Origin of the sequence: Croceibacterium salegens, from assembly GCF_009827435.1 — a bacterium.
GTDB classification, from domain to species: Bacteria; Pseudomonadota; Alphaproteobacteria; order Sphingomonadales; family Sphingomonadaceae; genus Croceibacterium_B; species Croceibacterium_B salegens.
Window position 1 is genome coordinate 36,679 of the sequence record NZ_WTYM01000021.1, and the last position, 22,137, is coordinate 58,815.

23 protein-coding genes are annotated in these 22,137 nt (G+C 66.2%); 11 read left to right on the forward strand and 12 right to left on the reverse strand.

Translation table 11 applies throughout. The features are described from left to right. Position 1: 1 nt before the first annotated feature. From GRI89_RS00540 to GRI89_RS00580, 9 genes are all read right to left on the reverse strand, one after another. Positions 2 to 1,465 (reverse strand): UDP-N-acetylmuramoyl-L-alanyl-D-glutamate--2,6-diaminopimelate ligase, encoded by a 1,464-nt coding sequence (locus GRI89_RS00540; RefSeq protein WP_159791321.1) that lies wholly within the window; start codon positions 1,463 to 1,465, stop codon positions 2 to 4. Then, entirely contained in the window at positions 1,462 to 3,129 is a 1,668-nt protein-coding gene (locus tag GRI89_RS00545) for a peptidoglycan D,D-transpeptidase FtsI family protein (protein ID WP_159791439.1), read from the reverse strand. Before GRI89_RS00545 ends, GRI89_RS00540 begins: the two co-directional genes overlap by 4 nt. An 80-nt stretch (positions 3,130 to 3,209) precedes the next feature. Beyond that, positions 3,210 to 3,716: a hypothetical protein gene (locus tag GRI89_RS00550; RefSeq protein WP_159791322.1), complete on the reverse strand. Its 507-nt coding sequence runs from the start codon at positions 3,714 to 3,716 to the stop codon at positions 3,210 to 3,212. Then, a complete protein-coding gene (rsmH, locus tag GRI89_RS00555) occupies positions 3,713 to 4,666 on the reverse strand; it encodes a 16S rRNA (cytosine(1402)-N(4))-methyltransferase RsmH (RefSeq protein ID WP_328598006.1) in 954 nt (317 codons plus the stop codon). The genes GRI89_RS00550 and rsmH overlap by 4 nt, the downstream gene beginning before the upstream one ends. Further along, a complete protein-coding gene (locus GRI89_RS00560; protein ID WP_201290838.1) occupies positions 4,663 to 5,160 on the reverse strand; it encodes a division/cell wall cluster transcriptional repressor MraZ in 498 nt (165 codons plus the stop codon). The genes rsmH and GRI89_RS00560 overlap by 4 nt, the downstream gene beginning before the upstream one ends. Before the next feature lie 250 nt (positions 5,161 to 5,410). Then, complete coding sequence (locus GRI89_RS00565) at positions 5,411 to 6,091, reverse strand: Gldg family protein (RefSeq protein WP_159791323.1); 681 nt, start codon at positions 6,089 to 6,091, stop codon at positions 5,411 to 5,413. A 43-nt stretch (positions 6,092 to 6,134) separates the two neighbouring features. Continuing rightward, on the reverse strand, positions 6,135 to 6,467 hold the full coding sequence (locus GRI89_RS00570) for a hypothetical protein (RefSeq protein ID WP_159791324.1): 333 nt from the start codon (positions 6,465 to 6,467) through the stop codon (positions 6,135 to 6,137). A 19-nt stretch (positions 6,468 to 6,486) separates the two neighbouring features. Then, positions 6,487 to 7,488, reverse strand: coding sequence for a cysteine synthase A (locus GRI89_RS00575; protein ID WP_159791325.1), 1,002 nt, complete (start codon positions 7,486 to 7,488; stop codon positions 6,487 to 6,489). Positions 7,489 to 7,551: 63 nt separating this feature from the next. Beyond that, positions 7,552 to 7,869 carry a 2Fe-2S iron-sulfur cluster-binding protein gene (locus tag GRI89_RS00580; protein WP_159791326.1) on the reverse strand — a complete coding sequence of 106 codons (318 nt, stop codon included), beginning with the start codon at positions 7,867 to 7,869 and terminating at the stop codon, positions 7,552 to 7,554. A 74-nt stretch (positions 7,870 to 7,943) separates the two neighbouring features. Here GRI89_RS00580 and GRI89_RS00585 point away from each other — a divergent pair, with 74 nt between their 5' ends. The 3 genes from GRI89_RS00585 (at position 7,944) to GRI89_RS00595 (ending at position 12,064) form a co-directional block, all read left to right on the forward strand. Next, positions 7,944 to 8,561 (forward strand): DNA-3-methyladenine glycosylase family protein, encoded by a 618-nt coding sequence (locus tag GRI89_RS00585; RefSeq protein WP_159791327.1) that lies wholly within the window; start codon positions 7,944 to 7,946, stop codon positions 8,559 to 8,561. A gap of 612 nt (positions 8,562 to 9,173) precedes the next feature. Continuing rightward, the gene (locus tag GRI89_RS00590; protein ID WP_159791328.1) at positions 9,174 to 11,135 is read left to right on the forward strand and encodes a S9 family peptidase; all 1,962 of its coding nucleotides are present in this window, start codon (positions 9,174 to 9,176) and stop codon (positions 11,133 to 11,135) included. Positions 11,136 to 11,245: 110 nt separating this feature from the next. Beyond that, on the forward strand, positions 11,246 to 12,064 hold the full coding sequence (locus GRI89_RS00595; protein ID WP_328598007.1) for an SDR family oxidoreductase: 819 nt from the start codon (positions 11,246 to 11,248) through the stop codon (positions 12,062 to 12,064). 138 nt (positions 12,065 to 12,202) lie between these two features. Here the strand turns inward: GRI89_RS00595 and GRI89_RS00600 are convergent, their stop codons facing one another. Further along, positions 12,203 to 12,493, reverse strand: a complete 291-nt coding sequence (locus GRI89_RS00600; protein WP_159791330.1) for a 4a-hydroxytetrahydrobiopterin dehydratase — start codon at positions 12,491 to 12,493, stop codon at positions 12,203 to 12,205. Positions 12,494 to 12,546: 53 nt separating this feature from the next. On the opposite strand from GRI89_RS00600, the gene ccmA reads away from it, so the two are divergent. Both ccmA and ccmB read left to right on the forward strand, forming a co-directional pair. After that, positions 12,547 to 13,122 carry a heme ABC exporter ATP-binding protein CcmA gene (gene ccmA / locus GRI89_RS00605; RefSeq protein WP_159791331.1) on the forward strand — a complete coding sequence of 192 codons (576 nt, stop codon included), beginning with the start codon at positions 12,547 to 12,549 and terminating at the stop codon, positions 13,120 to 13,122. Further along, positions 13,119 to 13,778 carry a heme exporter protein CcmB gene (gene ccmB / locus GRI89_RS00610; protein WP_328598008.1) on the forward strand — a complete coding sequence of 220 codons (660 nt, stop codon included), beginning with the start codon at positions 13,119 to 13,121 and terminating at the stop codon, positions 13,776 to 13,778. The genes ccmA and ccmB overlap by 4 nt, the downstream gene beginning before the upstream one ends. Before the next feature lie 442 nt (positions 13,779 to 14,220). On the opposite strand, the gene map is transcribed toward ccmB, so the two are convergent. After that, the gene (map, locus tag GRI89_RS00615) at positions 14,221 to 15,048 is read right to left on the reverse strand and encodes a type I methionyl aminopeptidase (RefSeq protein ID WP_159791333.1); all 828 of its coding nucleotides are present in this window, start codon (positions 15,046 to 15,048) and stop codon (positions 14,221 to 14,223) included. Positions 15,049 to 15,228: 180 nt separating this feature from the next. Beyond that, positions 15,229 to 16,062: a DUF3298 and DUF4163 domain-containing protein gene (locus GRI89_RS00620; protein WP_159791334.1), complete on the reverse strand. Its 834-nt coding sequence runs from the start codon at positions 16,060 to 16,062 to the stop codon at positions 15,229 to 15,231. 35 nt (positions 16,063 to 16,097) lie between these two features. Between GRI89_RS00620 and GRI89_RS00625 the strand changes: the two genes are divergently transcribed. From GRI89_RS00625 to GRI89_RS00650, 6 genes are all read left to right on the forward strand, one after another. After that, complete coding sequence (locus GRI89_RS00625; protein ID WP_159791335.1) at positions 16,098 to 17,477, forward strand: leucyl aminopeptidase family protein; 1,380 nt, start codon at positions 16,098 to 16,100, stop codon at positions 17,475 to 17,477. Positions 17,478 to 17,568: 91 nt separating this feature from the next. Then, positions 17,569 to 17,910, forward strand: a complete 342-nt coding sequence (locus tag GRI89_RS00630; RefSeq protein ID WP_159791336.1) for an SH3 domain-containing protein — start codon at positions 17,569 to 17,571, stop codon at positions 17,908 to 17,910. Beyond that, on the forward strand, positions 17,907 to 18,833 hold the full coding sequence (gene argC, locus GRI89_RS00635; RefSeq protein ID WP_328598009.1) for an N-acetyl-gamma-glutamyl-phosphate reductase: 927 nt from the start codon (positions 17,907 to 17,909) through the stop codon (positions 18,831 to 18,833). Before GRI89_RS00630 ends, argC begins: the two co-directional genes overlap by 4 nt. Positions 18,834 to 19,083: 250 nt before the next feature. Continuing rightward, positions 19,084 to 19,422, forward strand: a complete 339-nt coding sequence (locus GRI89_RS00640; RefSeq protein ID WP_328598010.1) for a P-II family nitrogen regulator — start codon at positions 19,084 to 19,086, stop codon at positions 19,420 to 19,422. A 71-nt stretch (positions 19,423 to 19,493) separates the two neighbouring features. Then, entirely contained in the window at positions 19,494 to 20,903 is a 1,410-nt protein-coding gene (glnA, locus tag GRI89_RS00645) for a type I glutamate--ammonia ligase (protein ID WP_159791337.1), read from the forward strand. Between the two features lie 219 nt (positions 20,904 to 21,122). Further along, the gene (locus GRI89_RS00650; RefSeq protein WP_159791338.1) at positions 21,123 to 22,133 is read left to right on the forward strand and encodes a hypothetical protein; all 1,011 of its coding nucleotides are present in this window, start codon (positions 21,123 to 21,125) and stop codon (positions 22,131 to 22,133) included. Positions 22,134 to 22,137: the final 4 nt, after the last annotated feature.

Below are 22,137 nucleotides of genomic sequence, written 5' to 3' on the forward strand. Positions count from 1 at the left end.
CCTATTCGTTTCCTCCCATGGCGGCGCACTCGCGCGCGACCGTCACATCGTCGAACGGCAGGACGCGCATATCGCTCCCGCTGCCGACGATTTGTCCCTGTTCGTGTCCCTTGCCGGCGATGAGGACGATGTCGCCCTTGCCCGCCGCAGCGATGGCCGCGGCGATCGCCTCACGCCGGTCGCCGATCTCGCGCGCCCGCGGTGCGCCTTCGAGCACCATCTTGCGAATCCGCGCCGGATCCTCTCCACGCGGATTGTCGTCGGTGACGATGACGAGGTCGGCTTTCGCGCTCGCCATTTGCCCCATGTCGAAACGCTTGCCCTGGTCGCGGTCGCCGCCCGCGCCGAACACCACGATCAGGCGGTGTTCAACGTGCGGGCGAAGCGCTTCAATCGCAGCTCCGAGCGCATCGGCGGTGTGGGCGTAGTCGACGTAGACGGGCGCGCCGGCGGCGGTGATGGCCGCGCGTTCGAGCCTCCCCCGCACCGGTTGCAGCCGGGCGACGGCGTCGAGAATCCGCGCCGGCTCGCCCCCGGTCGCCAGCACCAGCCCCGCCGCGACGAGCGCGTTGGCGACCTGGTAGGCGCCGATCAGCGGCAGCATGATTGTCTTGCGCAGCCCCGCGATCTCGACCTCGAGTTCCTGCCCGAGATGGCCGGGAGTGTGGGAGAGCAGGCGAACTGCTTCGCCCCGCTCTCCCACAGTGAAGAGGCGTAACCCCCGAGTCCCCGCCTCTTCCATTGCGCGGCCGCTCCAGGCGTCGTCCGCCCAGATCACGGCCGCGCCGCCATCCTCAACAACCTCGGTAAAGAGCCGCATCTTGGCGGCGAAATAGTCCTCCATGCCGGCGTGGTAATCGAGGTGATCGCGTGACAGGTTGGTGAAGGCCCCTGCGGCGACCGGGAGACCTTCGTTGCGGTACTGGCTGAGCCCGTGGCTCGACGCCTCATAGGCAACATGGGTCACGCCCTCGCGCGCGAGCCCGGTCATGTTGGAGAGGAACGTGACGATGTCGGGCGTGGTCAGCCCGGTCACGACGCTTTCGTCGGGCGTGGTCACGCCGAGCGTGCCGATCGACGCCGCACGCTCGCCGCACATGCGCCAGACCTGGCGGGTCATCTCGACCGTGGAGGTCTTGCCGTTGGTCCCGGTAACAGCGACCACCGTGCCCGGCACCGGCTGGAAGAACTGCGCGGCGAGGCGGGCGAAGGCGCGGCGCGGTACGGGGTCGGCGATGTGCGCCGCACCTTCGACCTTTGCCTCGGGCCGGGCGACGACCGCGATCGCACCGCCGCTCACCGCGGCCGGAATAAAGTCTTCACCATTCACAACCGCACCCTGGAAGGCGCCGAAGACATTGCCGGGGGCGACCTTGCGATGATCGATGGCAAAGCCCGTCACCTCGGCTCCGGCCGCACTTCCCGCATCGAGTCCCACCGCCTCAGCGAGGGCAGCCAGCTTCATTCGCCGCCCCCGTCGCCGACCAGCGGCTTGAGATCCGACAGGTCTATGTCGCGGCTCGCGTCGGGCAGGACGCCGAGCATCGGGCCGATGCGTGGGACAAGCCTGCCGACGATAGGCGCGGCGTTCCACGCGGCGGTGCGCTGGAAGGAGCTGGCGGCGACCGCCTTGGGCTCGTCGAGCATGGCGATCACGACAAAGCGTGGCTTGTCCATCGGGAACGCGGCGGCGAAGGTCGAAACGAGGGTGGACTTGCGATATCCGCCCGCGCCCGGTTTCTCGGCGCTGCCGGTCTTGCCGCCGACGCGGAAGCCCTCGGCGTTGGCCTTGCGGCCGGTGCCGTAGACCGCGATCATCCGCAGCAGCTGGTTCATCCGCGCGCTCGTGCTGGCCTTGAACACCCGGCGGCCGTGCGCGGCATGGCCGGGCTCGACCCTGAGCAGCGTCGCCGGACGCCACAACCCGCCGTTGACCATTGCGGCATAGGCGCTGGCGAGGTGCAGCGGGGTAACGGCGACGCCATGGCCGTAACCAACCGTCATCGCGCGCAGCATCGGCCATTTGCCGCTCTGCCAGATCGGAAAGCCGCGCGCGGGAAGCTCGATATAGGGCCGCTCGTTCATGCCGAGATCGGCCATGGTCCGCTTGAGCTTGTCGGCACCAAGGTCCTCGACGATGTGCGCGGTGACCACGTTGGACGAATGGATCAGCGTTTCGGGCACGTTGAGCGTGGCGCCGAGGTCGTGGCTGTCCTTGATCGTGAACCCGCCGAACGGGAAAGGATTGGCCGGGTAACGGCGCGAGAGGTCGGTGATCGTCCCGGCATCGATAGCCGAGGCAACGGTCAGCGGCTTGAAGGTCGAGCCGAGTTCGTAGACCTGGTTTGTCACCCGGTTGAACATGTTCGCCTCACCGGCGACGTCGATCCGGTTGGGATCGAACGAGGGCAGCGAGGCGAGAGCCAGCACCTCGCCGGTATCGACGTCGAGCACGACGCCGGCGGCGCCGACCGCCTCGACCGCGCGCATGCCGGCGGCGAGCTCGTCCTCGAGCGCGCCCTGCACCCTGACGTCGATCGACAGCGCCGCGGGATGGCCGCGCTCGGAAGGATCGAGCAGGCGCTTGTCGAGGTAGCTCTCCATGCCCACGCGGCCATGCCCGTCGGCAGCGACATAGCCGAGCACGTGCGCTGCGAGCTTGCCTTGCGGGTACTGGCGGTCCTCCTCCGACGGCGTTTCGAGCGCCAGTTCGCCGATCGCGGTGACCTTGTTGACCTCTTCGGGCAGGATGCGGCTTCGGATGTAGCCGGACTTGCCCGAGGTCAGCAGCTTGACGGTCTCTGCGGTGTCGAGATCGGGGAAGATCGCCTTGAGCCGGGCCGCGACCTCAGCCGCAGGCTTCACCAGCGGCGGGCCGCCGTCGGACAGAGCATCGGGGTTGAACCACAGCGAATAGGCCGGGAAGGCGCGGGCCAGCGTCACACCGTTGCGGTCGGTGATTTCGCCGCGCGGCGGGAGCAACGCGTCGGCCATCGAATGCTGTTGCGGCGCGGGCTGAACGAAACCGAGATAGGCGATCCGCAGCAACGCCGCGCAGGCGACGGCCATGAACGCCGCACCGAGCAACAACATGCGCAACTGCGCGGTAATCAGGAACTTGCGCCGCATGTCCGTGAGCTGGATGCGCGCCGGGGCGAAACCGACCCTGATGCGCGGCGCGGTATAGCCGCCGTTGAAGGTCAGCGCGTTCACTCGCCGAGCCCCCCCGCCACGGCATTGAGCGGGATGCGGATGCCGCCGTCATTGCTGGCGACCATCGCCTCGCGCGCAGCCCCGGTGTCGAGAAGACGCTTGTCGACCGGCTTGCCGGTGAGCGGCGAAACCAGCTTCGGATAGGGCGGCGCATCCTCGCCGCTGGCGGCGCTGGCGACGCGGATCGGCACCGGCGCGCCGGCGCTCGGCGGCGAACCGAAGTCGTTGAGCTTGCGCTCGTCGGTGACGAACTGACCGACGCCGGGAGCGACATAGCCGAACTCGACTCGGTTCCAGCTTGCCAGCTGTTCCTGGCTGGCGCGGGTTTCGAACTCGGTCTGCAGCAGCAGTTTCTGCGATTCGAGCGCGACGATCTGGCGTTCGGCGCGAACAACGTCGCTGCGTACGGCGTTCACCTTGAGGTGCAGCCCGATGTAGAGCAGCGTGCAGATCGACAAGGCGGCGAGCCAGCCGATGCGGCGCAGGCGGCTTTGCTCGGTCATGCCGCCTCCCCGGTAACTTCTCGGGCTGGTGCCGAAGTGCGGACTGCGGCGCGCAATGTCGCAGATCGGGCGCGCGGGTTGCGGGCAATCTCCGCCGCGGATGCACGGATGGCTTTCGAAACCCGAGCGAAGGCCGGAGGGGTTTCGGCCTTCAGCTCGGGCACGTGACGCGAGGTTCCGGCATGCGCACCGGCTGCCTCGCGCAGAAAACGCTTCACGATACGGTCTTCGAGCGAGTGGAAGCTGACCACCGCCAGCCGCCCTCCTTCGCAGAGCAGGACTTCGGCCGCGCGCAGGCCGGCTTCGAGTTCGTCGAGTTCGGCATTCACGTGGATGCGCACAGCCTGGAAGGTGCGGGTCGCCGGGTCCTTGGGCGCACCGGGACGATAGCCGAGCGCCTTGTGCACCACGCGGGCGAGGTCGCCGGTGGTCTTGAGCGGACGCGCGGCGACGATGGCGCGGGCGACGCGGCGCGACTGCCGTTCCTCACCGTATTGGTAAAGCACGTCGGCGATTTCTTCCTCGCGTGCGCCGTTGAGGAAGTCGGCGGCGCTTTCGCCGTCCTGGCTCATGCGCATGTCGAGCGGGCCGTCGGCCGAAAAGGCGAAGCCGCGCTCGGCCTGGTCGAGCTGCATCGAGGAGACGCCGATATCCATCGTCACCCCGTCGACCCGGGCGACTCCCGCCTCGGCGAGCGCTGCGACCATCTCGGAAAAGCGACGCGGGTGGAGGACCAGGCGCGGCGGATCTTCGCGCGTTTCGGCCCAGGTTCGCCCGGCGGCAATCGCATCGGGGTCGCGGTCGAAGGCATGGACCGTTGCGCCACGTTCGAGGATCGCGCGCGTGTAGCCACCGGCGCCGAAGGTCGCATCGACGAGCACGTCGCCGGGTTGCGGATCGAGCGCCGCGATCACCTCGTCGAGGAGGACGGGGATGTGCGGCGCGCTCACTTGCGCTTGCCCTTGTGCGCTTCGGCCTGGAGCCGGCGGCAGGAGACCTTGGCCCCTTCGAAGGCGCCGTCCATCTTGTAGAGCTCTTCAGGCGCCCACATCGTGAAATATTCGCCGGCGCCCTGGAAGTAGACCTCGTCCCCGATTTTCCCCGTTTCGAGCAGGTCGGCACTCAGGACGAAGCGGCCGCTCTGGTCGAACGGCAGGTCTTCATAGCCGTAGAGCGCCATCGACATCGCGCCGCGGTTGAAATCCCGGCCAAGACGGGTTGCGCGTTCCTGCTCGCTGTCGAGCCATTCGTCGAAGGTCTCGGTGTGCGAAAGGCCGAAGCCCATCAGGCATTCCCAGTCGGGATGCTTGGTCAGGAGGAGCAGCCGTTCACCGGCGCTCGAGGCGATGACGTCCTTGCGCAGGGTGGTCGGCAGCACGAGGCGGTTCTTTTCGCCGCGAAGCGAAAATCCCTTTCCATGATACCTGATGGGCTTGTCAGCCACTGACCTGTTACCCCGTCCCTAGTTACCCCTGCGGCACACGGACAGACCTTCCCCGCCGGCACCTGCGCGAGCGGGGCCGTCTCCCGACAACGGGAGGAATTTCGGGCGGTTTGTCCGATGGACTCGCTATCTATCGCGGGTGGGCCGGGGAAGAAAGGGGAAAATCGGGGAATTCGTGCAAAAAGTTTTGCAAGAACTGCGCACAACCCTCGAATCCCGACCGATTTTCTCTCCGGGGTCTCGACATATTCTAACGTCCCGTGTTTTCTCCGGTGGAGGCAAATGCAAGGCTTACAAGGGCCTGAAGCGCACTTGCGGAATGCGACTCGGGATCGTGCAAGTCGAGAAGTGCGGCATCGGCGAGGATCGTCGCCGACCCGGCGCCGATCGCGCATTGCGCAAGCACTCTCGCTGCCGAAATCCGGCATGGAGGCGACTCGCCTTGAAGCGCAAGACGACCCGGCAGGTTGACCGGAATGGCGATACCATCCGCCTCGACCAGCTCCACTTGCGGCATCTCGTCCGGATCGAAGTCCATCGCCAGGCCCCAATGCGTGAGGATCGGGGAAAGCAGGGTCACGTCCTGCGGCCGTCGCCGGTCACCGAGTGCGAAGCGCGAATGGCCGGTCATCATCGGGTCGGCGAAGAGCAGCAGGTGCCCCCCGGCCCGGACCCAGGCGTCGAGGGCGACGTTTTCCTCCCCGCTCAGCGCGCGCGGCTGGGCCAGCAGCAGGTCGTCGACTCCGGCCAGCGCATCGGCATCGAGGTAATCGATCGGATGCAGCGTAAAGCCGGATTCCAGCACGGGCCGGGCCCAATGCTGCTCGGACCTGTCGGCCAGCACGTCGTCGATCCCGCCCGCTTCGCCCCAGTAGATCGGAACGGTGCCCATCAGGCCGAGCACCGGACGCTGCTCTGCCTCCCCGGCCATGACCGGGACGGCAAGGCAGGCGGCGAACAGGACGGGAAGCGCTCTAATTGGCGTTGGTTTGCGGCGCATTCGTCGGGGCAGGTGCCGGGGCTTGCTGCTGGACCGGCTCCGAAGGCAGGTCCGGCCCGACGCCGGCATCGGCCAGCGGGTCGCTCGCCGGCGACGGTGTCGCTTGCGGGGTGACGGTCGGCGCGGCTTCGGGCACCATCGTCGCTTCCGACACGAGCGCCTGGTTCATGATGATGTTGGCGAGGCCGATCAGCAGGATCATCCCCCCAAGACCGAAAAAGCCGATCTGCAGCCGCTGCACGGCATGGGCGCGGGCGGCAGCCTTGCCGGCGTCCGCTGCTTCTGTTTCGGAGATGATATCCGCCATGGACGGGCGTTTTAGCGCCTCAAGATGAACGCAGCCAGTCGAAAACCGGCAGCTTCTTGGCCTCGAGCCATTCCGCCGAATAGAGCGAGGAGAGATAGCGGAAGCCGGTATCGCACAGGATCGTGGCGATCCGGCTGCCCTTGCCGAGCTGCTCGCCCAGCGCGATCGCCCCGGCCACGTTGATGCCGCTTGAAAGGCCCAGGCACAGCCCTTCCTCGCGCAACAAGCGGGCCACCCATTCGAGCCCTTCCTCGTCGGAAATGCGGAACTGGGTGTCGATCGGCGCGCCTTCGAGGTTGGCGGTGATCCGCCCCTGCCCGATGCCTTCGGCGACCGAGCTACCCTCGGCCTTGAGCTCGCCGTGGGCGTAGTAGTTGTAAAGCGCCGCGCCATAGGGATCGGTCAGCGCGATGGTGATCTTGTCGTCGAATTCCTTGAGACCCATCCCGGTCCCGGCCAGCGTCCCACCGGTCCCGACCGCACAGGTGAAGCCGTCGATCCGGCCTTCGAGCTGCTCCCAGATCTCGGGCGCGGTGCTTTCGAGGTGGGCGCGGCGATTGGCGACATTGTCGAACTGGTTGGCCCAGACCGCGCCGTCCATTTCCTCGGCGAGGCGGCGGCTGGTGTGGACGAAGTGATTGCAGTCGGCGAACTTGGTCGGCGGGACGGTCACCAGCTCCGCGCCGAGCGCGCGCAGGGTGTCCATCTTCTCCTTCGACTGGTTGTCGGGCATGACGATGAGCGACTTGTAGCCGAGGGCGTTAGCGACAAGCGCGATGCCGATGCCGGTATTGCCCGCGGTTCCTTCGACAATCGTGCCGCCGGGCTTGAGCTCGCCCCTCGCCTCGGCGTCGCGCACGATCCACAGCGCCGCGCGGTCCTTGACCGAGGCGCCGGGGTTCTCGAATTCGCACTTGCCCCAGATTTCGCAGCCCGCGGCCTCGCTGGGTCCGCGCAGCAGGACCAGCCGCGTGTTGCCAATCAGGTCGAGCGAGCTGGAAAGGGTACTGGGCCGCGTCATGGCATCACGACCTAGGGCGCGCCGCACCCTGCCGCAACGCAATTGCGCTTGTTCGGCCTGAAATCAGTCTTCTTCGGCGATCCGCACCTTCAGCCCGTCGAGATCGGCGGTGAAGGGGATCTGGCAACCGAGGCGCGAGTATTCGTCGCGATGATCGCTCGAATCCAGCAGGTCGTTCTCGTCCTCGCTGATCGGCGGCAGCTTGTCGACGAACGCCGGATCGACGTGGACGTGGCAGGTGGCGCAGGAACAGCAGCCGCCGCACAGCGCCAGCAGTTCGTCGAAGCCGTTGTCGCGGATCGATTCCATCACCGTCAGGCCGTCTCCGACCTCCACGGTCTTTTCCTCACCGGCACGGTTGACGACAGTCAGCTTGGGCATTGCGTTCGCTTTCCTCTGGCCTTGACCGGCGCGGCTGCTAGGCAATCCGGCCGGACTTGGCAAGCGGAGCGGACATGGGATTGACGGCGGAACAATTGCGCGAAGGGCTCGACGCGGTTGCCGCGCGCGAGCCGAAGATTGCCCGCGCGCTCGACCTCGCCGGATATCCCGCACCGCGCATCCGCGACCGCGGCTACCGCACCCTGCTGCGCACGATCGTCGGCCAGCAAGTCAGCGTCGCCGCCGCATCGAGCATGTGGCGCAAGCTGGAGGCGGAGCTGGGCGAGGAAATGCTCGCCGCCGAACTGCTCGCGCGCGATTTCGACACGCTGCGCGCCTGCGGCCTGTCGAGGCAGAAGCAGGGCTATGCGCGCAGCCTGTGTGAGCTGGTCCACGCTGGCGAAATCGACTTCGAGGAACTGCCGGCCGACGACGAGGAGGCCATTGCCGAACTCGTTCGCATCAAGGGCATCGGCCGCTGGTCGGCGGAAATATACCTGCTCTTCGCCGAGGGCCGGCAGGACATCTGGCCGGCCGGGGACCTCGCGGTGCAGGCAGGAATCGGCAAGATCCTCGGGCTCGACGAACGCCCGAGCGAAAAGCAGGTGCGCATGCTCGCCGAAGGGTGGAGCCCGCATCGCGGCGCGGTCGCGATCCTGACCTGGCACTGCTACAACAACGCCGCGTTGTAGGCCCGGCCTTAGCCCCGGCTGCCGCTGCGAACCGCCCTTTCTGGCGGCGTCGATTCGGCCAGGCGGCCGAAAACACTTTCCTACACGACGGCGAGGCGCTTACGGTCGCTCCGATGCCACGCGCCGCTTCGCTCCACTGCACGTCGCCCGCCCTTGCCCTGCGGGCCAGAGGATGCGCAGCCCGCGCGAAAAAACTTTTTGCCGCGGATGTGTGACCCGACGGACCGGTGATCATTTTCCGTTCAGGTCACTGAAAATACAGGATATGTACCGAACCGACCTTGGGTCACACCTGTGCCCTTCGTGACCCTGTGCCGTGGCCCGTCCGCCGGAACGGGGACCGCCTGCCGGCGCAGTCACCATCCTGACCTGGCACTGCTGCAACAACGCCGCGCTGCAAGACCTCCCCGTCACCGTCATTGCGAGCGAAGCGAGGCAATCCAGGGCGGTTCCGTGCCGCCCTGGATTGCCGCGTCGCCCCGGAACAAGTCCGGGACTCCTCGCAATGACGACAGCAATTGCCTTGGTCTGTATTATCGATGTAATACAGCTTGCATCCGCCGCGCCGAAACCCATCTCCGGCGCAACCCAGAACATCTACGAGAGCATGCCATGAACCAGAACCTTGCCGATTTCCCGCTGATCCCGCGCGACAACCTGTTCGGCAATCCGACCAAGGCCGGCGGCCAGATCAGCCCAGACGGCAAGTGGCTCAGCTGGCTCGCCCCGGTCGATGGCGTGCTCAATATCTGGATGGCGCCCAAGGCCGATCCCTCCGCCGCCAAGGCCATGACCGCGGCCAAGGACCGCCCGATCCGCGAATACTTCTGGGCCGGCGACAGCAAGAGCCTGCTCTACATCCAGGACAAGGCCGGCGACGAGAATTTCCTCCTCTACCGCGTCGATGCCGCGAGCGGCGAAGAGACCACTCTGACCCCGTTCGAGAACACCCGCATCCGCTTCGTCGGCGGCTCTCACGAGCACAAGGACAAGGTGCTCATCGGCCTCAACAATCGCGACCCGAGCATGCACGACATCTACCTGCTCGACGTCAACAGCGGCTCGCTGACGGAGAAACTTCGCAACGAGGAAAACTACGCCGGTTTCCTCGCCGACGACGAGCTTGTGCTGCGCATGGCCCTCAAGCAAAACGCCGAAGGCGGGGCAGACTTCTTCAAGGTCATCGACGGCAAGGTCGAGGATGAGCCTTTCACCTCCACAGGCCTGGAGGACTCGATGACCACCTCGCCCGCAGGCTTCACCGCCGACGGCAGCGTCCTCTACTGGATCGACGGTCGCGGCCGCGACCGCGCGGCGTTGATCGCCGAGGATGTCGCCAGCGGCGAAAAGACTCTGATCGCCGAACACGACAAGGCCGACGTCGGCGGCACCATGCGCGACACCAAGACCGGCGTCGTCCAGGCCTGGTCGGCCAACTACCTGCGCCGCGAATGGCATGCCATCGACGAAGGTATCGGCAAATCGCTCGAGTTCCTGAAGGAACGGCTCCCCGGAGATTTCGCGGTCCAGTCGCGGACCGAGGAAGACGATGTCTGGATCATCGGCAACGACCCGCTGACCGCGCCCAGCCGCACCTTCATCTACGACCGCACCGCCGGAACGCTCGAGCCGTTCTACGTCACCCGGCCCGAGCTCGAGGGCGCGCCGCTGGTGGCGATGTACTCGCGCGAGATCGCCACACGCGACGGCCTCACGCTCCCTAGCTTCCTGACTCTTCCGCCCGGCACCGACGCCGATGGCGACGGCAAGCCCGACGCGCCCGTGCCGCTTGTCCTGCTGGTCCACGGCGGTCCCTGGGCGCGCGATGCCTATGGCTTCAACCCGATGCACCAATGGCTGGCCAATCGCGGCTACGCGGTGCTCAGCGTCAATTACCGCGGTTCGACGGGGTTCGGGAAAGGCTTCATCAACGCTGCCAACCTCGAATGGGCCGGCAAGATGCACGACGACCTGATCGACGCGGTCGAATGGGCCATCGGCGAGGGCATCACCGCGCGCGACAAGGTGGCGATCATGGGCGGCAGCTACGGCGGCTATGCCACGCTGGTCGGCCTAACCTTCACGCCCGAGGTCTTCGCCTGCGGCGTCGACATCGTCGGTCCCTCGAACCTCGAAACCCTGCTCGAGACGATCCCGCCCTACTGGAAGCCGGTGGTCAAGCAGTTCCACCAGCGCATGGGCAACCCGGAGACGCCCGAAGGCCTGCAACTGCTCAAGGACCGCAGCCCGCTGCACCGCGCCAACGCGATCTGCCGCCCGTTGCTCATTGCGCAGGGCGCCAACGATCCGCGCGTCAAGCAAAGCGAGAGCGATCAGATCGTCGAGGCGATGGAGCGCGACGGGACGCCGGTCACTTACGTCGTTTTCCCCGACGAGGGCCATGGTTTCGCACGGCCGGAAAACAACCTCGCCTTCACCGCGATTTCCGAGAACTTCCTCGCCGAATGCCTCGGCGGACGGGCCGAACCGGTCGGCGACACGCTCGGCAAGTCCACCGCCGAAATCCGCACCGGCAAGGACCACGTGAAGGGGCTCGTGGCCGAGGACGCCTGACGAAATTCGTCATTGCGGGGAGCGAAGCGAAGCGGCAATCCAGAGCGGTCGTGCTATGAAGCCCTGGATTGCTTCGTTGCGCTCGCAATGACGTGGGAGAGAAATTCAAAGTGTCTGTCAGGAAGTCCGTTTTTGTTACGGGTGCAGGTTCGGGCATCGGCCGGGCTATCGCGCAAAAGTACGCGCACGAAGGATGGTTCGTCGGCCTCGCCGACATGAGCGAGCAGGGCATGGAGGAAACCGTCGCCGGGATGCCGGGCGGGTTCTCCTACAGCCACAAGCTCGACGTCTCCGATCGCGCGGCCTGGGACGAGGCGCTGCGGATTTTCGCCCGCGCCGCCGGTGGGCGGATCGACTGCGTGGTCAACAACGCCGGCATCTCGCTCGGCGGACCGCTCGAGGAATACACCACCGAGGAAATCGACCGCATCATCGCGGTGAACTTCGCCGGCGTAGTCTACGGCGCGCAGTCCGCGTTACCCTACCTCAAGGAAACCGCGCCCGGCTCGACGCTGATCAACACCGCCAGCGCCGCGGCGATTCACGGCATGGCCAACCAGAGCCTCTACGGCGCGACCAAGGCGGCGGTGCGCTCGCTGACCGAATCGCTCGATGCCGAATGGGCGATCTACGAGATCAAGGTGCGCAGCCTGATGCCGAGTTTCATCGACACCCCGCTGCTGCAGAACACCCCCAACCGAACCCGCAACGTGAAGATCCGCGATGCGGTGGTGGAGGCAGGGCTGGAGTTCACCCCGGTCGAGGTCGTGGCCGACACCGCCTTTGCCTCGATGACCAGCGACCAGACGCATCACCTCGTCGGCAAGACCGCGCGGCGCCTGAAGTTCACCGCCAAGTGGATGCCGGGCTACCTCAAGAAGCGCGCCCGCCTGCTGGCCAAGGCGCACGACAAGGTCAGCGGGAAGTAGGTCCTTCGAGACGGGCCTTCGACTTAGCTCAGTGCCTCCTCAGGATGAGCGGACCTTTTTGGCAAATCCCGCTCATCCTGAGGAGGGACTGAGGAGCCGCGCAGCGGCGTCACGAAGGCACGTCTCGAAGGACCTCCGCTACACAAGCCCGTCGATCGCCGCCGCCATCTTCGCGTCGCGCGCCGAGAGGCCGCCGGCGTCGTGGGTGGTGAGGGTGATCTCGACACGGTTGTAGACGTTGAACCACTCGGGGTGGTGGTCCTGCTTGTCGGCGAGCAGCGCGACGCGGGTCATGAAGCCGAACGCCTCGTTAAAGTCTGCGAACCGGAAGCTGCGCTGGATCGCCTTGCCCTCGCGCGCCAGCGACCAGTCGGGATGCGCCGCCAGAAGGTCCTCGCATTCGCTGGGCGTGAGTTCGGCGATAGCCATGGCGCGTCTCCGTTGCTTGTGGCGAAGTTCCCATTGGCCTAACGCTCGCGGCGATGGAAGGGGCCCACCTCAAAGTCAGCGATCTCGCGTGCCGCCGCGGCGACCGGGTGCTGTTTCGCGGGCTGTCGTTCGACCTCGCGCCGGGTGGGGCGCTGCAGGTTCGCGGGGCCAACGGGACGGGCAAGTCGAGCCTGCTCAGGATCGTCGCCGGGCTGCTGCGGCCCTTTGCGGGCAAGGTGGAGTTCGCCGGATCGGTGTCGCTGCTCGACGGCAACCTACCGCTCGACGAGCACCTGCCGCTGGGCAAGGCGCTGGCCTTCTGGGCGCGCATCGATGGTGCGAATGAAGCGCTTGATGCGCCCGGACTGAACGTTCTGTCCGATGTTCCGGTGCGCTACCTGTCCACGGGACAGCGCAAGCGTGCGGCAATCGTCCAGTCCGCGCCCAAACCCGGTGGACTGTGGCTGCTGGACGAGCCGCTCAACGGGCTCGATGCGGCGGCGGCGAAGTGGCTTGTCGGCCGGGTCTCGGAGCATTGCGCGGGCGGCGGCCTCGCCCTGATCGCCTCGCACCAGCCGTTCGGGCTGGGCGACCTCACGCCGCTCGACATCGTGGACTACGCGCCGTGAGCGTCTTTGCCACCCTTCTCAGGCGCGACCTCGCGCTGGCCTTCGGCGGCGGACGGCGCGGCGGCGCGGTATTGCCGGTGCTGTTCTTCCTCGCGGTGGCGATGCTGTTTCCCTTCGCCGTCGGCCCCGACCCGGTACCGCTGTCGCGCGCCGGCGGCGGGATCGTCTGGGTCGCGGCATTGCTGGCGGCGATCCTACCGCTCGACCGCCTCTTCGCGCCCGATTTCGAGCAGGGCTTCCTCGACCAGTTCGCCTTGCGCGGAATTTCGGAGGAGGCCGTCGCTGCGGTGCGCCTGCTCTCGCACTGGCTAAGCTTCGGCCCGCCGCTGATGCTCGCCACCCTGCCCGCCGCCGCGCTGCTCGGCCTCGACGGCGAGACCGTCGCCACGCTCGAATGGGGCTTGCTGGCAGGCACCCCGGGCCTCGCCGCCATCGGCCTGATGATCGCCGCGCTGACCCTCACCCTCCGCGCCGGAGCCGCGCTCGCCGGGCTGATGCTGGTGCCGCTGGCAGTGCCGCTGCTGATCTTCGGCGCGGGCGCACTCTCGACCGGAGGCGACGCGGGGATCGCCCTGACCGCGGCGATCAGCCTGCTGCTGTGCGCGCTGACGCCGTTCGCCGCGGGGGCGGCAATCAGGGCTGCGCGGGAGGGTTAGAGGTGACCAAAAAGGCGCGATATATTTTGAAACGTGGGGCCCCTAATAGAGCTGAGGAGCCTTCGCCGCAGGCCCAAGGCAAAGCCTTCCGATCGGACAACGATCTCCGTCCGTTTTGGATGGAGACGTCGGTGGTCGTCCCTGTTACGGGTCTGACATATGCAGCGGTTTCGGAAATCGGAGTTCCATCTCGATATTCTGCTGTCGCCATCGTACCAGGCTTGCTCTTTATCGCATTCAGCCGCTGGTCCACTTGGCAGAGCAGACAGCGCGGAAAGCGATTCAGCAGCTACGACAGCTCAGATTTCAGCGGCGATTGAACCGTCCACTGTCCAATTCACGTCACCCTGAACTTGTTTCAGAATCCATCTATCCGCAAGCGAAGGTGGTTCGGGTGGAGAAATGGATGCTGAAACAAGTTCAGCATGACGGGTGATAGACTTTACCCGTAGGGCGGCTTGTCCAAGCCCTTGGGGCTCTTCGTGAAGATCTCGTTCCCAGTCTCGGTAATCCCGATGGAGTGTTCGAACTGGGCGCTCAGGCTCTTGTCGCGGGTCACCGCGGTCCAGCCGTCGCTGAGCAGCTTCACCCACGGCTTGCCGAGATTGATCATCGGTTCGATGGTCATGAACATGCCCGGCTTGAGTTCGGGCCCGGTCCCTGCCGTGGCGGCGTGGACCACTTCGGGGGCGTCGTGGAACAGGCGGCCGAGGCCGTGACCGCAGAATTCGCGAACCACGCCGTAGCGCTGCTTCTCGGCATGGGCCTGGATCGCCGCGCCGATGTCGCCGAGACGCGCGCCGGGCTTGGCCTGTTCGATGCCGATCATCAGGCATTCGTAGGTCACGTCGACCAGCCGCCGCGCCTTCAGCGGTACGTCGCCGACGAGGTACATGCGGCTGGTGTCGCCGTGCCAGCCGTCGAGCAGCGGGGTGACGTCGACGTTGACGATGTCGCCGTCCTTCAGCGCCTTGTCGCCCGGGATGCCGTGGCACACCACGTGGTTGATCGAGGTGCAGCACGAATGCGCATAGCCGCGATAGCCCATCGTCGCCGGGACCGCGCCGCCATCCAGCGTCATTTGCCGCACGAGGTCGTCGATCTGCCCGGTGGTGACGCCCGGCGCGATGAAGGTCGCCAGTTCGTCGAGGATCCTGGCGGCGAGCTGCCCGGCCTTGCGCATGCCCTCGAAACCGTCGGGGCCGTGCAGCTTGATCGTGCCGTCGCGAATGACGGTCTCGGTGCCGGTGATGTGCTGGTATTCGGTCATCCGCCCCATGTAGCGAGGCGGTCGCGAAATTGCGAGCGTGGGCTACCATCCATGTTACGCCGCACTTGCTCCATCTATGTCAGCCCGGACTTGTTCCCGGCCAGTGCTTTTGTCTTCCAACGCCGCGCTTGCCGCAAGGAAGCACCGCCCCGGAACAAGTCCGGGGTGACAGAAGGCGTATCACCGCTTGATCGAGAAGGCCGAGCGGTAGGCCGGCTTGACCGCATCGAGCACGTTGGCATCGACCGGGAAGGTCAGCTCGTAGTCGCCTTCGGCATAGGGACCGGCAACATAGGGGCCGAAATAGATCCTGATCCGGTCAAAGGTCTGCTTGTTCGAAGAGCCGACGATGACCGTCGCGTCTGAGATGCCGGGGCATTGGTCGAACTCGTCGATCCCGCTGGAAACGTAGTCCGCTCCGCGCTTGCGCAGGCGTTCCGCGTCGAGCGCATCGCACAGTCTGTCTCCCAGCGCAGACTGCAGCACTTCGGGCGAAGCGAACAGGTCGATACCCGAATGCCCTTCGCCCGCCGCCTTGTCCCAGACGAGGGAATCGCGGCCGTAGTTGCCATGAGCGCCGCCGGTGTAGCTGTAGACGTCCTCGGTCAGGCTGAGCCACCCGGGCAGGTTGGCGACGACCTTCCATTGCTCGCCGTAGCTGAGCGCGCGGTACGGAAACTTGTTTTCCTTGGCCGCTTCCTGCTGATCCTGCGCATCGTCGATCAACTGCTTGCGGCTCGCCTTGCCCACAGCCTCGAGCCTGGCGGCGAGCGCCGGGATCGCCGAGACCTCCTTCGGCCAGGCAAGTTCGAACTGGTAAAGGTCGGTTTCCTCCTTGACCGAACGCGCCTCGGCATCGGCAGCCACCCCCGCTCGGGCGGTCGCTCCACCGGCAGGTGTGGCCGCATCCTGCTTGACGCCGACCTTGTCGCCGATCTCCTCGGGCGAGGAGCAAGCCGCCAGGGCAAGCACGGCCAGAGGCACAGCAAGCTTCCGGGCGATGCGGATGGCCATTGGAATCCTTCGGTCAAACGGGCAATGGGCCGACTATGAGCACAAAAGACGACCTTATCCAGCCGGATCGCGGGCAGGACGCGGTTCCGATCCATCTCGTCAGCAAGGACGGGTTCGAGGACTGGGCCAAGACCCTCTCGGCGACCCAGCGCGCCGGGCTGGCCGGGCAGAAATTCGACGGCAGCGGCTACCAGGTCGGCATCGTGCCCGACGGCGACGCGTGGTTCGCTGTCGGCGGCGTGGCCAATCCCGACGAACTTTCGAGCTGGTGCATGGCAAAGCTGGCCGAAGTGCTGCCCTCTGGCACCTACCGCCGCGCCAACGGCGAACCGGGCCCGGCGCTCTACGGCTGGCAGACCGCGCAGTACCGCTTCGGCCGCTACAAGGAAGACAGCGGCGAAGGCCCGCGCATCCTGCTGACCAAGGAAGCAAAGAAAGCCAGCGCCGCTGTCGCGGAGGCCAAGGCGGCAATGCTGGTGCAGGATCTCGTCAACACCCCGGCCGAGGATATGGGACCCGCCGCGCTCGAAGAGGTCGCCGAAAAGCTCGCCAAGGAGCACGGAGCCAAGGTCAAGGTGACCCGCGGCGATACGCTGGAGCAGGAATTCCCGATGGTCCACGCCGTCGGCCGCGCCGCCGCACGCAGCCATGCCCCGCGGATGATCGAGCTGACCTGGGGCAATCCCAAGCACCCGCGCCTCGCCATCGTCGGCAAGGGCGTGGCGTTCGATACCGGCGGGCTCGATATCAAGCCGGCTTCGGGCATGCTGCTGATGAAGAAGGACATGGGCGGCGCCGCGCACGCGCTCGCGCTCGCCTCGCTGGTCATGGGATCGGGCCTCAAGGTCCACCTGCAGTGCCTCGTCCCCGCGGTCGAAAACGCGATCGCCGGCAACGCCTTCCGCCCCGGCGACGTGCTCAGGAGCCGCAAGGGACTCACGGTCGAGATCGGCAACACCGACGCCGAGGGCCGCCTGATCCTCGGCGACGCACTGGCGCTGGCGAGCGAGGGCGAGCCCGACTTCATCGTCGACTTCGCCACGCTCACCGGCGCTGCCCGCGTCGCGCTCGGCCCGGACCTGCCGGCGCTGTTCACCCGCAAGGACGAGACCGCCGAGGCGCTGCTCGCCGCGGGCAAGGCGCACGACGATCCGGTCTGGCGCCTGCCGCTGCACGGCGCCTATGCCGAATGGCTCAAGTCCGACGTGGCCGACACCAACAACACTCACAGCAACGGCTTTGCCGGTTCGAGCGTGGCCGCGCTGTTCCTCGACAAGTTCGTCGGCGAAGGCATCGACTGGGCGCACTTCGACACCTTCGCCTGGCGTCCCGCGGCCAAGCCGGGACGGCCCAAGGGTGGCGCGGCCTGCGGGCTGCGCGCCGCCTGGGGAATGTTGCAGGATCGCTATGGCTGAAGCCGGTACAAACCCCCAGCTTGCCCGCAGGAGCCGCGCAGTCTAAGCGCCGCGGCCTGAAGACAACGCGACAGGGACCACGAACGAAGCGATGAGCGGTAGGATGCACGGACAGGGGCCCTATGCCCTCGCCGGGCCGGTCGGGAAGCCGGACCCCCGGACCGTGCCGCTGCGCGGCGATCTCGCGCACATCGCGCTCGCCGGAAAGCACTTCGTCCCGCACTACGCCGTGCCCCAGCCGCGCAGCGTCATGCCGGGCGGCGCCGCCTTGCTTGCCGGGACCGAGGAAGGTGCGGAAGAGCTCTGCTCGCTGATGGAGGGCGACAGCTTCGAAGTCCTCGACGTCGCCGGAAGCCATGCCTGGGGCTGCGTGACGCTCGATGGCCCGGTGGGCTACGTCAAGCTCGACCGTCTCGAACCGGCGCCGAAGTGACCCATAGCGTCTTCATAGACGGTGCCGCCGGGACCACGGGGCTGGAAATCGCCGACCGGCTTTCCGGGCGTAGCGAATTCGAGCTGATCGTTCTCGAAGATGACCGGCGCAAGGATCCCGCTGCCCGGAAGGAAGCACTCCACGCCGCCGACTTCGCGATCCTGTGCCTGCACGACGATGCCGCCCGCGAAGCAGTCGCGCTGGCCGAAGGCAGCAAGGTCCGGATAATCGACGCCTCGACCGCGCACCGCGTCGCGCCGGACTGGACCTATGGCTTTCCCGAGATCGTCGGCCGCGACACCGTCGCCTCGGCCCGGCTGGTCTCGAACCCCGGGTGCTACCCGACCGGGTTCATCGGCCTCCTCGCGCCGCTGATCCGGGCTGGGCTGCTACCTGCCGACTGGCCCTATACCTGCAATGCCGTCTCCGGATATTCGGGTGGCGGCAAGGCGCTGATCGGCCGCTTCGAGGAAGACGCCGACATCGCCTGGCGCGGCTACGCGCTGGGGCTCAACCACAAGCACGTGCCCGAAATGCAGCAGCTCTGCGGCCTCGCCGTGGCACCGTTGTTCTCGCCCGCCGTCATCCCTGCGCACCGCGGGATGGTGACCGAAATCCCGCTGACGCTCTCGGCCATGACCGGCGTCGGCACGCCCGGCGAAATGCGCGAGGCGCTGGCCGGGTTCTATGCCGACAGCCCGATCGTGCGCATGGGCACCGAGCCCGCCGACGGCGAGATGCTGCTGCGGAGGTCGGCTGCCCCGTCCGATGCGATGGACCTCTACGTCTTCGCTTCGGCCGACGGCTCGCAGGTGCGGCTCGTCGCGCTGCTCGACAATCTCGGCAAGGGCGCCAGCGGGGCGGCGGTTCAGTCGCTCAACCTGATGGCCGGGCTGGACGAAACCGCGGGCCTGCGGCTCTAGCTTACTTGAACAACTTGCCCGTTTCCTAGGCAACGGTGCCTTATCGTCGGGCATCCCCTGCGCACGAAAATTTCCCCATGATTGCCGCACTGCAGGAGAATCTTGCGATTCCGCCCTTTTCGGCGCGCGAGCGATTGTCTAGTCCGGACAAGTCGAGCCTTGGCACGATTCTTGAAGAATGGTTGCCGGGACATTGTCGGATCGTCCGGCCCGCCTAACGGGTGGCGCCGGCTTTGCTCGCAGGGATCATGTGAAAAAGATCGAAGCCATCATCAAACCCTTCAAGCTCGACGAGGTGAAGGAGGCGCTGCACGAAGTGGGCGTGTCCGGCATAACCGTGACCGAGGCCAAGGGTTTCGGCCGGCAAAAGGGCCACACCGAACTCTATCGCGGCGCTGAATATGTCGTCGATTTCCTCCCCAAGGTGAAGCTCGAGGTCATCGTCTCCGACGGCCAGGCCGAGCGTGTGGTGGAAGCCATCGCCGGAGCCGCCCAGACCGGGCGCATCGGCGACGGCAAGATCTTCGTCAGCACCATCGATACAGCATTGCGGATCCGTACCGGAGAGAAGGACGACGCCGCGATTTAGCAAAACCCCGGGGAGCGGGTTCTCGCTGCCCGACAACACAAACGAAAAAAGATCTTCAAGGAAGGACAACCATGGCCAGTGCAAAGGACATCGTGAAGCGGATCAAGGACGAGGAAATCGAATGGGTCGATCTTCGCTTCACCGATCCGAAGGGCAAGTGGCAGCACCTCTCGATGTGCGCCGGCGTCATTGACGAAGACTCGCTCGAAGAAGGCCTGATGTTCGACGGTTCGTCGATCGAAGGCTGGAAGGCGATCAACGAGTCCGACATGATCCTCAAGCCGGACCTCGACGCGGTCTACATCGATCCGTTCTCGGCCACGCCGATGATGATCGTGTTCTGCGACATCGTCGAACCCTCGACCGGCGAAGGCTATGCGCGCGACCCGCGCACGACCGCCAAGCGCGCCGAGGCGTTCGTCAAGTCGGCCGGTTTCGGCGACACCGTCTACGTCGGCCCGGAAGCCGAGTTCTTCATGTTCGACGACGTGCGCTTCGAAGACGGATACGCCGGCTCGGGCTACCAGATCGACGACATCGAGTTGCCGACCAACACCGGCGCCGAGCTCGAAGGCGGCAACCTGGCGCACCGTCCGCGCGCCAAGGGCGGCTACTTCCCCGTCGCCCCGGTCGACAGCTGCATGGACATCCGCGGCGAGATGGTCTCGACCATGCTCGAAATGGGCCTGCCGTGCGACAAGCACCACCACGAGGTGGCCGCTGCGCAGCACGAGCTCGGCCTGACCTTCGGCACGCTGACCACCACCGCCGACCGCATGCAGATCTACAAGTACGTGGTGATGATGGTTGCCCAGGCCTACGGCAAGACCGCGACCTTCATGCCCAAGCCGATCATGAAGGACAACGGCTCGGGCATGCACACGCACATCTCGATCTGGGACGGCGGCAAGCCGCTGTTTGCCGGCAACGGCTATGCCGGCCTGTCGGACACCTGCCTGTACTTCATCGGCGGCGTCATCAAGCACGCCAAGGCGCTGAACGCCTTCACCAACCCGACCACCAACAGCTACAAGCGGCTGGTACCGGGCTACGAAGCGCCGGTGCTGCTGGCCTATTCGGCCCGCAACCGTTCGGCCTCGTGCCGCATTCCTTACGGCACGGGCGAGAAGGCAAAGCGCGTGGAATTCCGGTTCCCCGACGCGATGGCCAACCCCTACCTGTGCTACGCCTCGCTGCTCATGGCCGGCCTCGACGGGATCAAGAACAAGATCCACCCGGGCGAAGCCATGGACAAGAACCTCTACGACCTGCCGCCGGCCGAACTGGCCGAAGTGCCGACCGTCTGCGGTTCGTTGCGCGAAGCGCTCGACAGCCTGGCTGCCGATCACGACTTCCTGCTCGAAGGCGACGTCTTCACCAAGGACCAGATCGAAGCCTACATGGAACTGAAGTGGCCGGAAGTGCTGCGCTGGGAAACCTCGCCGAGCCCGGTCGAATTCGACATGTACTACTCGGCCTGAACCACTCGCGATCAGAGCCAACGAAAAGGGGCGTCCGGGAAACCGGGCGCCCTTTTTTCATCCCGGAGGTTTCGAATCCGCCCGCCCGGTCCCGCACCTCGCAGCCGAAGCGGACCGCCAGCCGAAATAGCGAAACCTTAACCCCTTGGAACCACTCATCGCATTGGTGGGAACTGTCATGCCCCGAATGCCGTTGCGGGCTTGCGAGGAGAGTTCAGGATGAAACATATCATCTCCGCCATGGCGGCGGTCGCGTTGCTGGCAGCCGGTGCAAACGCACAGCCCGGTAACGACAAGAACAACAGGGGCAAGCCCGAGCAAGGTCCGTCCCAAGGCTCATCGATGAAGGGCGGCGACAAACAGAAGGGTCCGTCGCGCGAGGGCGGACCGGCTGCGCAAGCCATGCGGTCCGACAAGGGTCCGCCTCACAAGGCCGCCGTGAATGCCGAGCAAGGGCCGCCGATGAAGGCCTCGCATCCGGAGGCCAAGCCGGTGAAGGTGGTCAAGGGTCCACCGGAAAAGCCCGGAAAGGAATTGAACGACCACAAGCAGGACAACTCTGGCGTCCGGGTGCTCGCCGACGGAAGGCATGTCTACGACCACCCCGAAGCGCTGCACAACTGGACCACCTACGACCGGCACGGACTGATCGCCGGGTGCCCGCCAGGCCTCGCCAAGAAGCACAACGGCTGCACTCCGCCGGGCCTCGCCAAGGCGAAGGAGCCGCGATACCGCTACACGACATTTCGGCCCGACTGGTGGGGCCTCGGCGGCCTGGCGCTGGGCGGCGGGCGATATCTCTATTCCGACGGCTACCTGTTGCGCCTCGACGGCGACCGCATCGGCGGATACATCCCGCTGCTTGGCGGAGCGCTGGCGATCGGCAATCCCTGGCCGAGCTATTACACCCCGCGTCCGGCGCCCGACTATTATGTCAGCTATTACGACCTCGGTCCGGCGAACGGCTATCGCTACGCCGACGATGTGTTCTACCGGGTCGATCCGACCACCGCCGCGATCACCTCGATCGCCGCGCTACTGACCGGTGACGACATCCAGGTCGGCCAGCCGATGCCGCGCGGTTACGACGTCTACAACGTTCCCTATCCCTATCGCTCGCAATACGTCGACGGGCCGAGCGCGCGCTATCGCTACAGCGATGGCTACGTCTACCAGATCGATCCCGAAACGCAGCTCGTCGCCGCAGCGATCGAACTGCTGGTCAGCTAAGGAA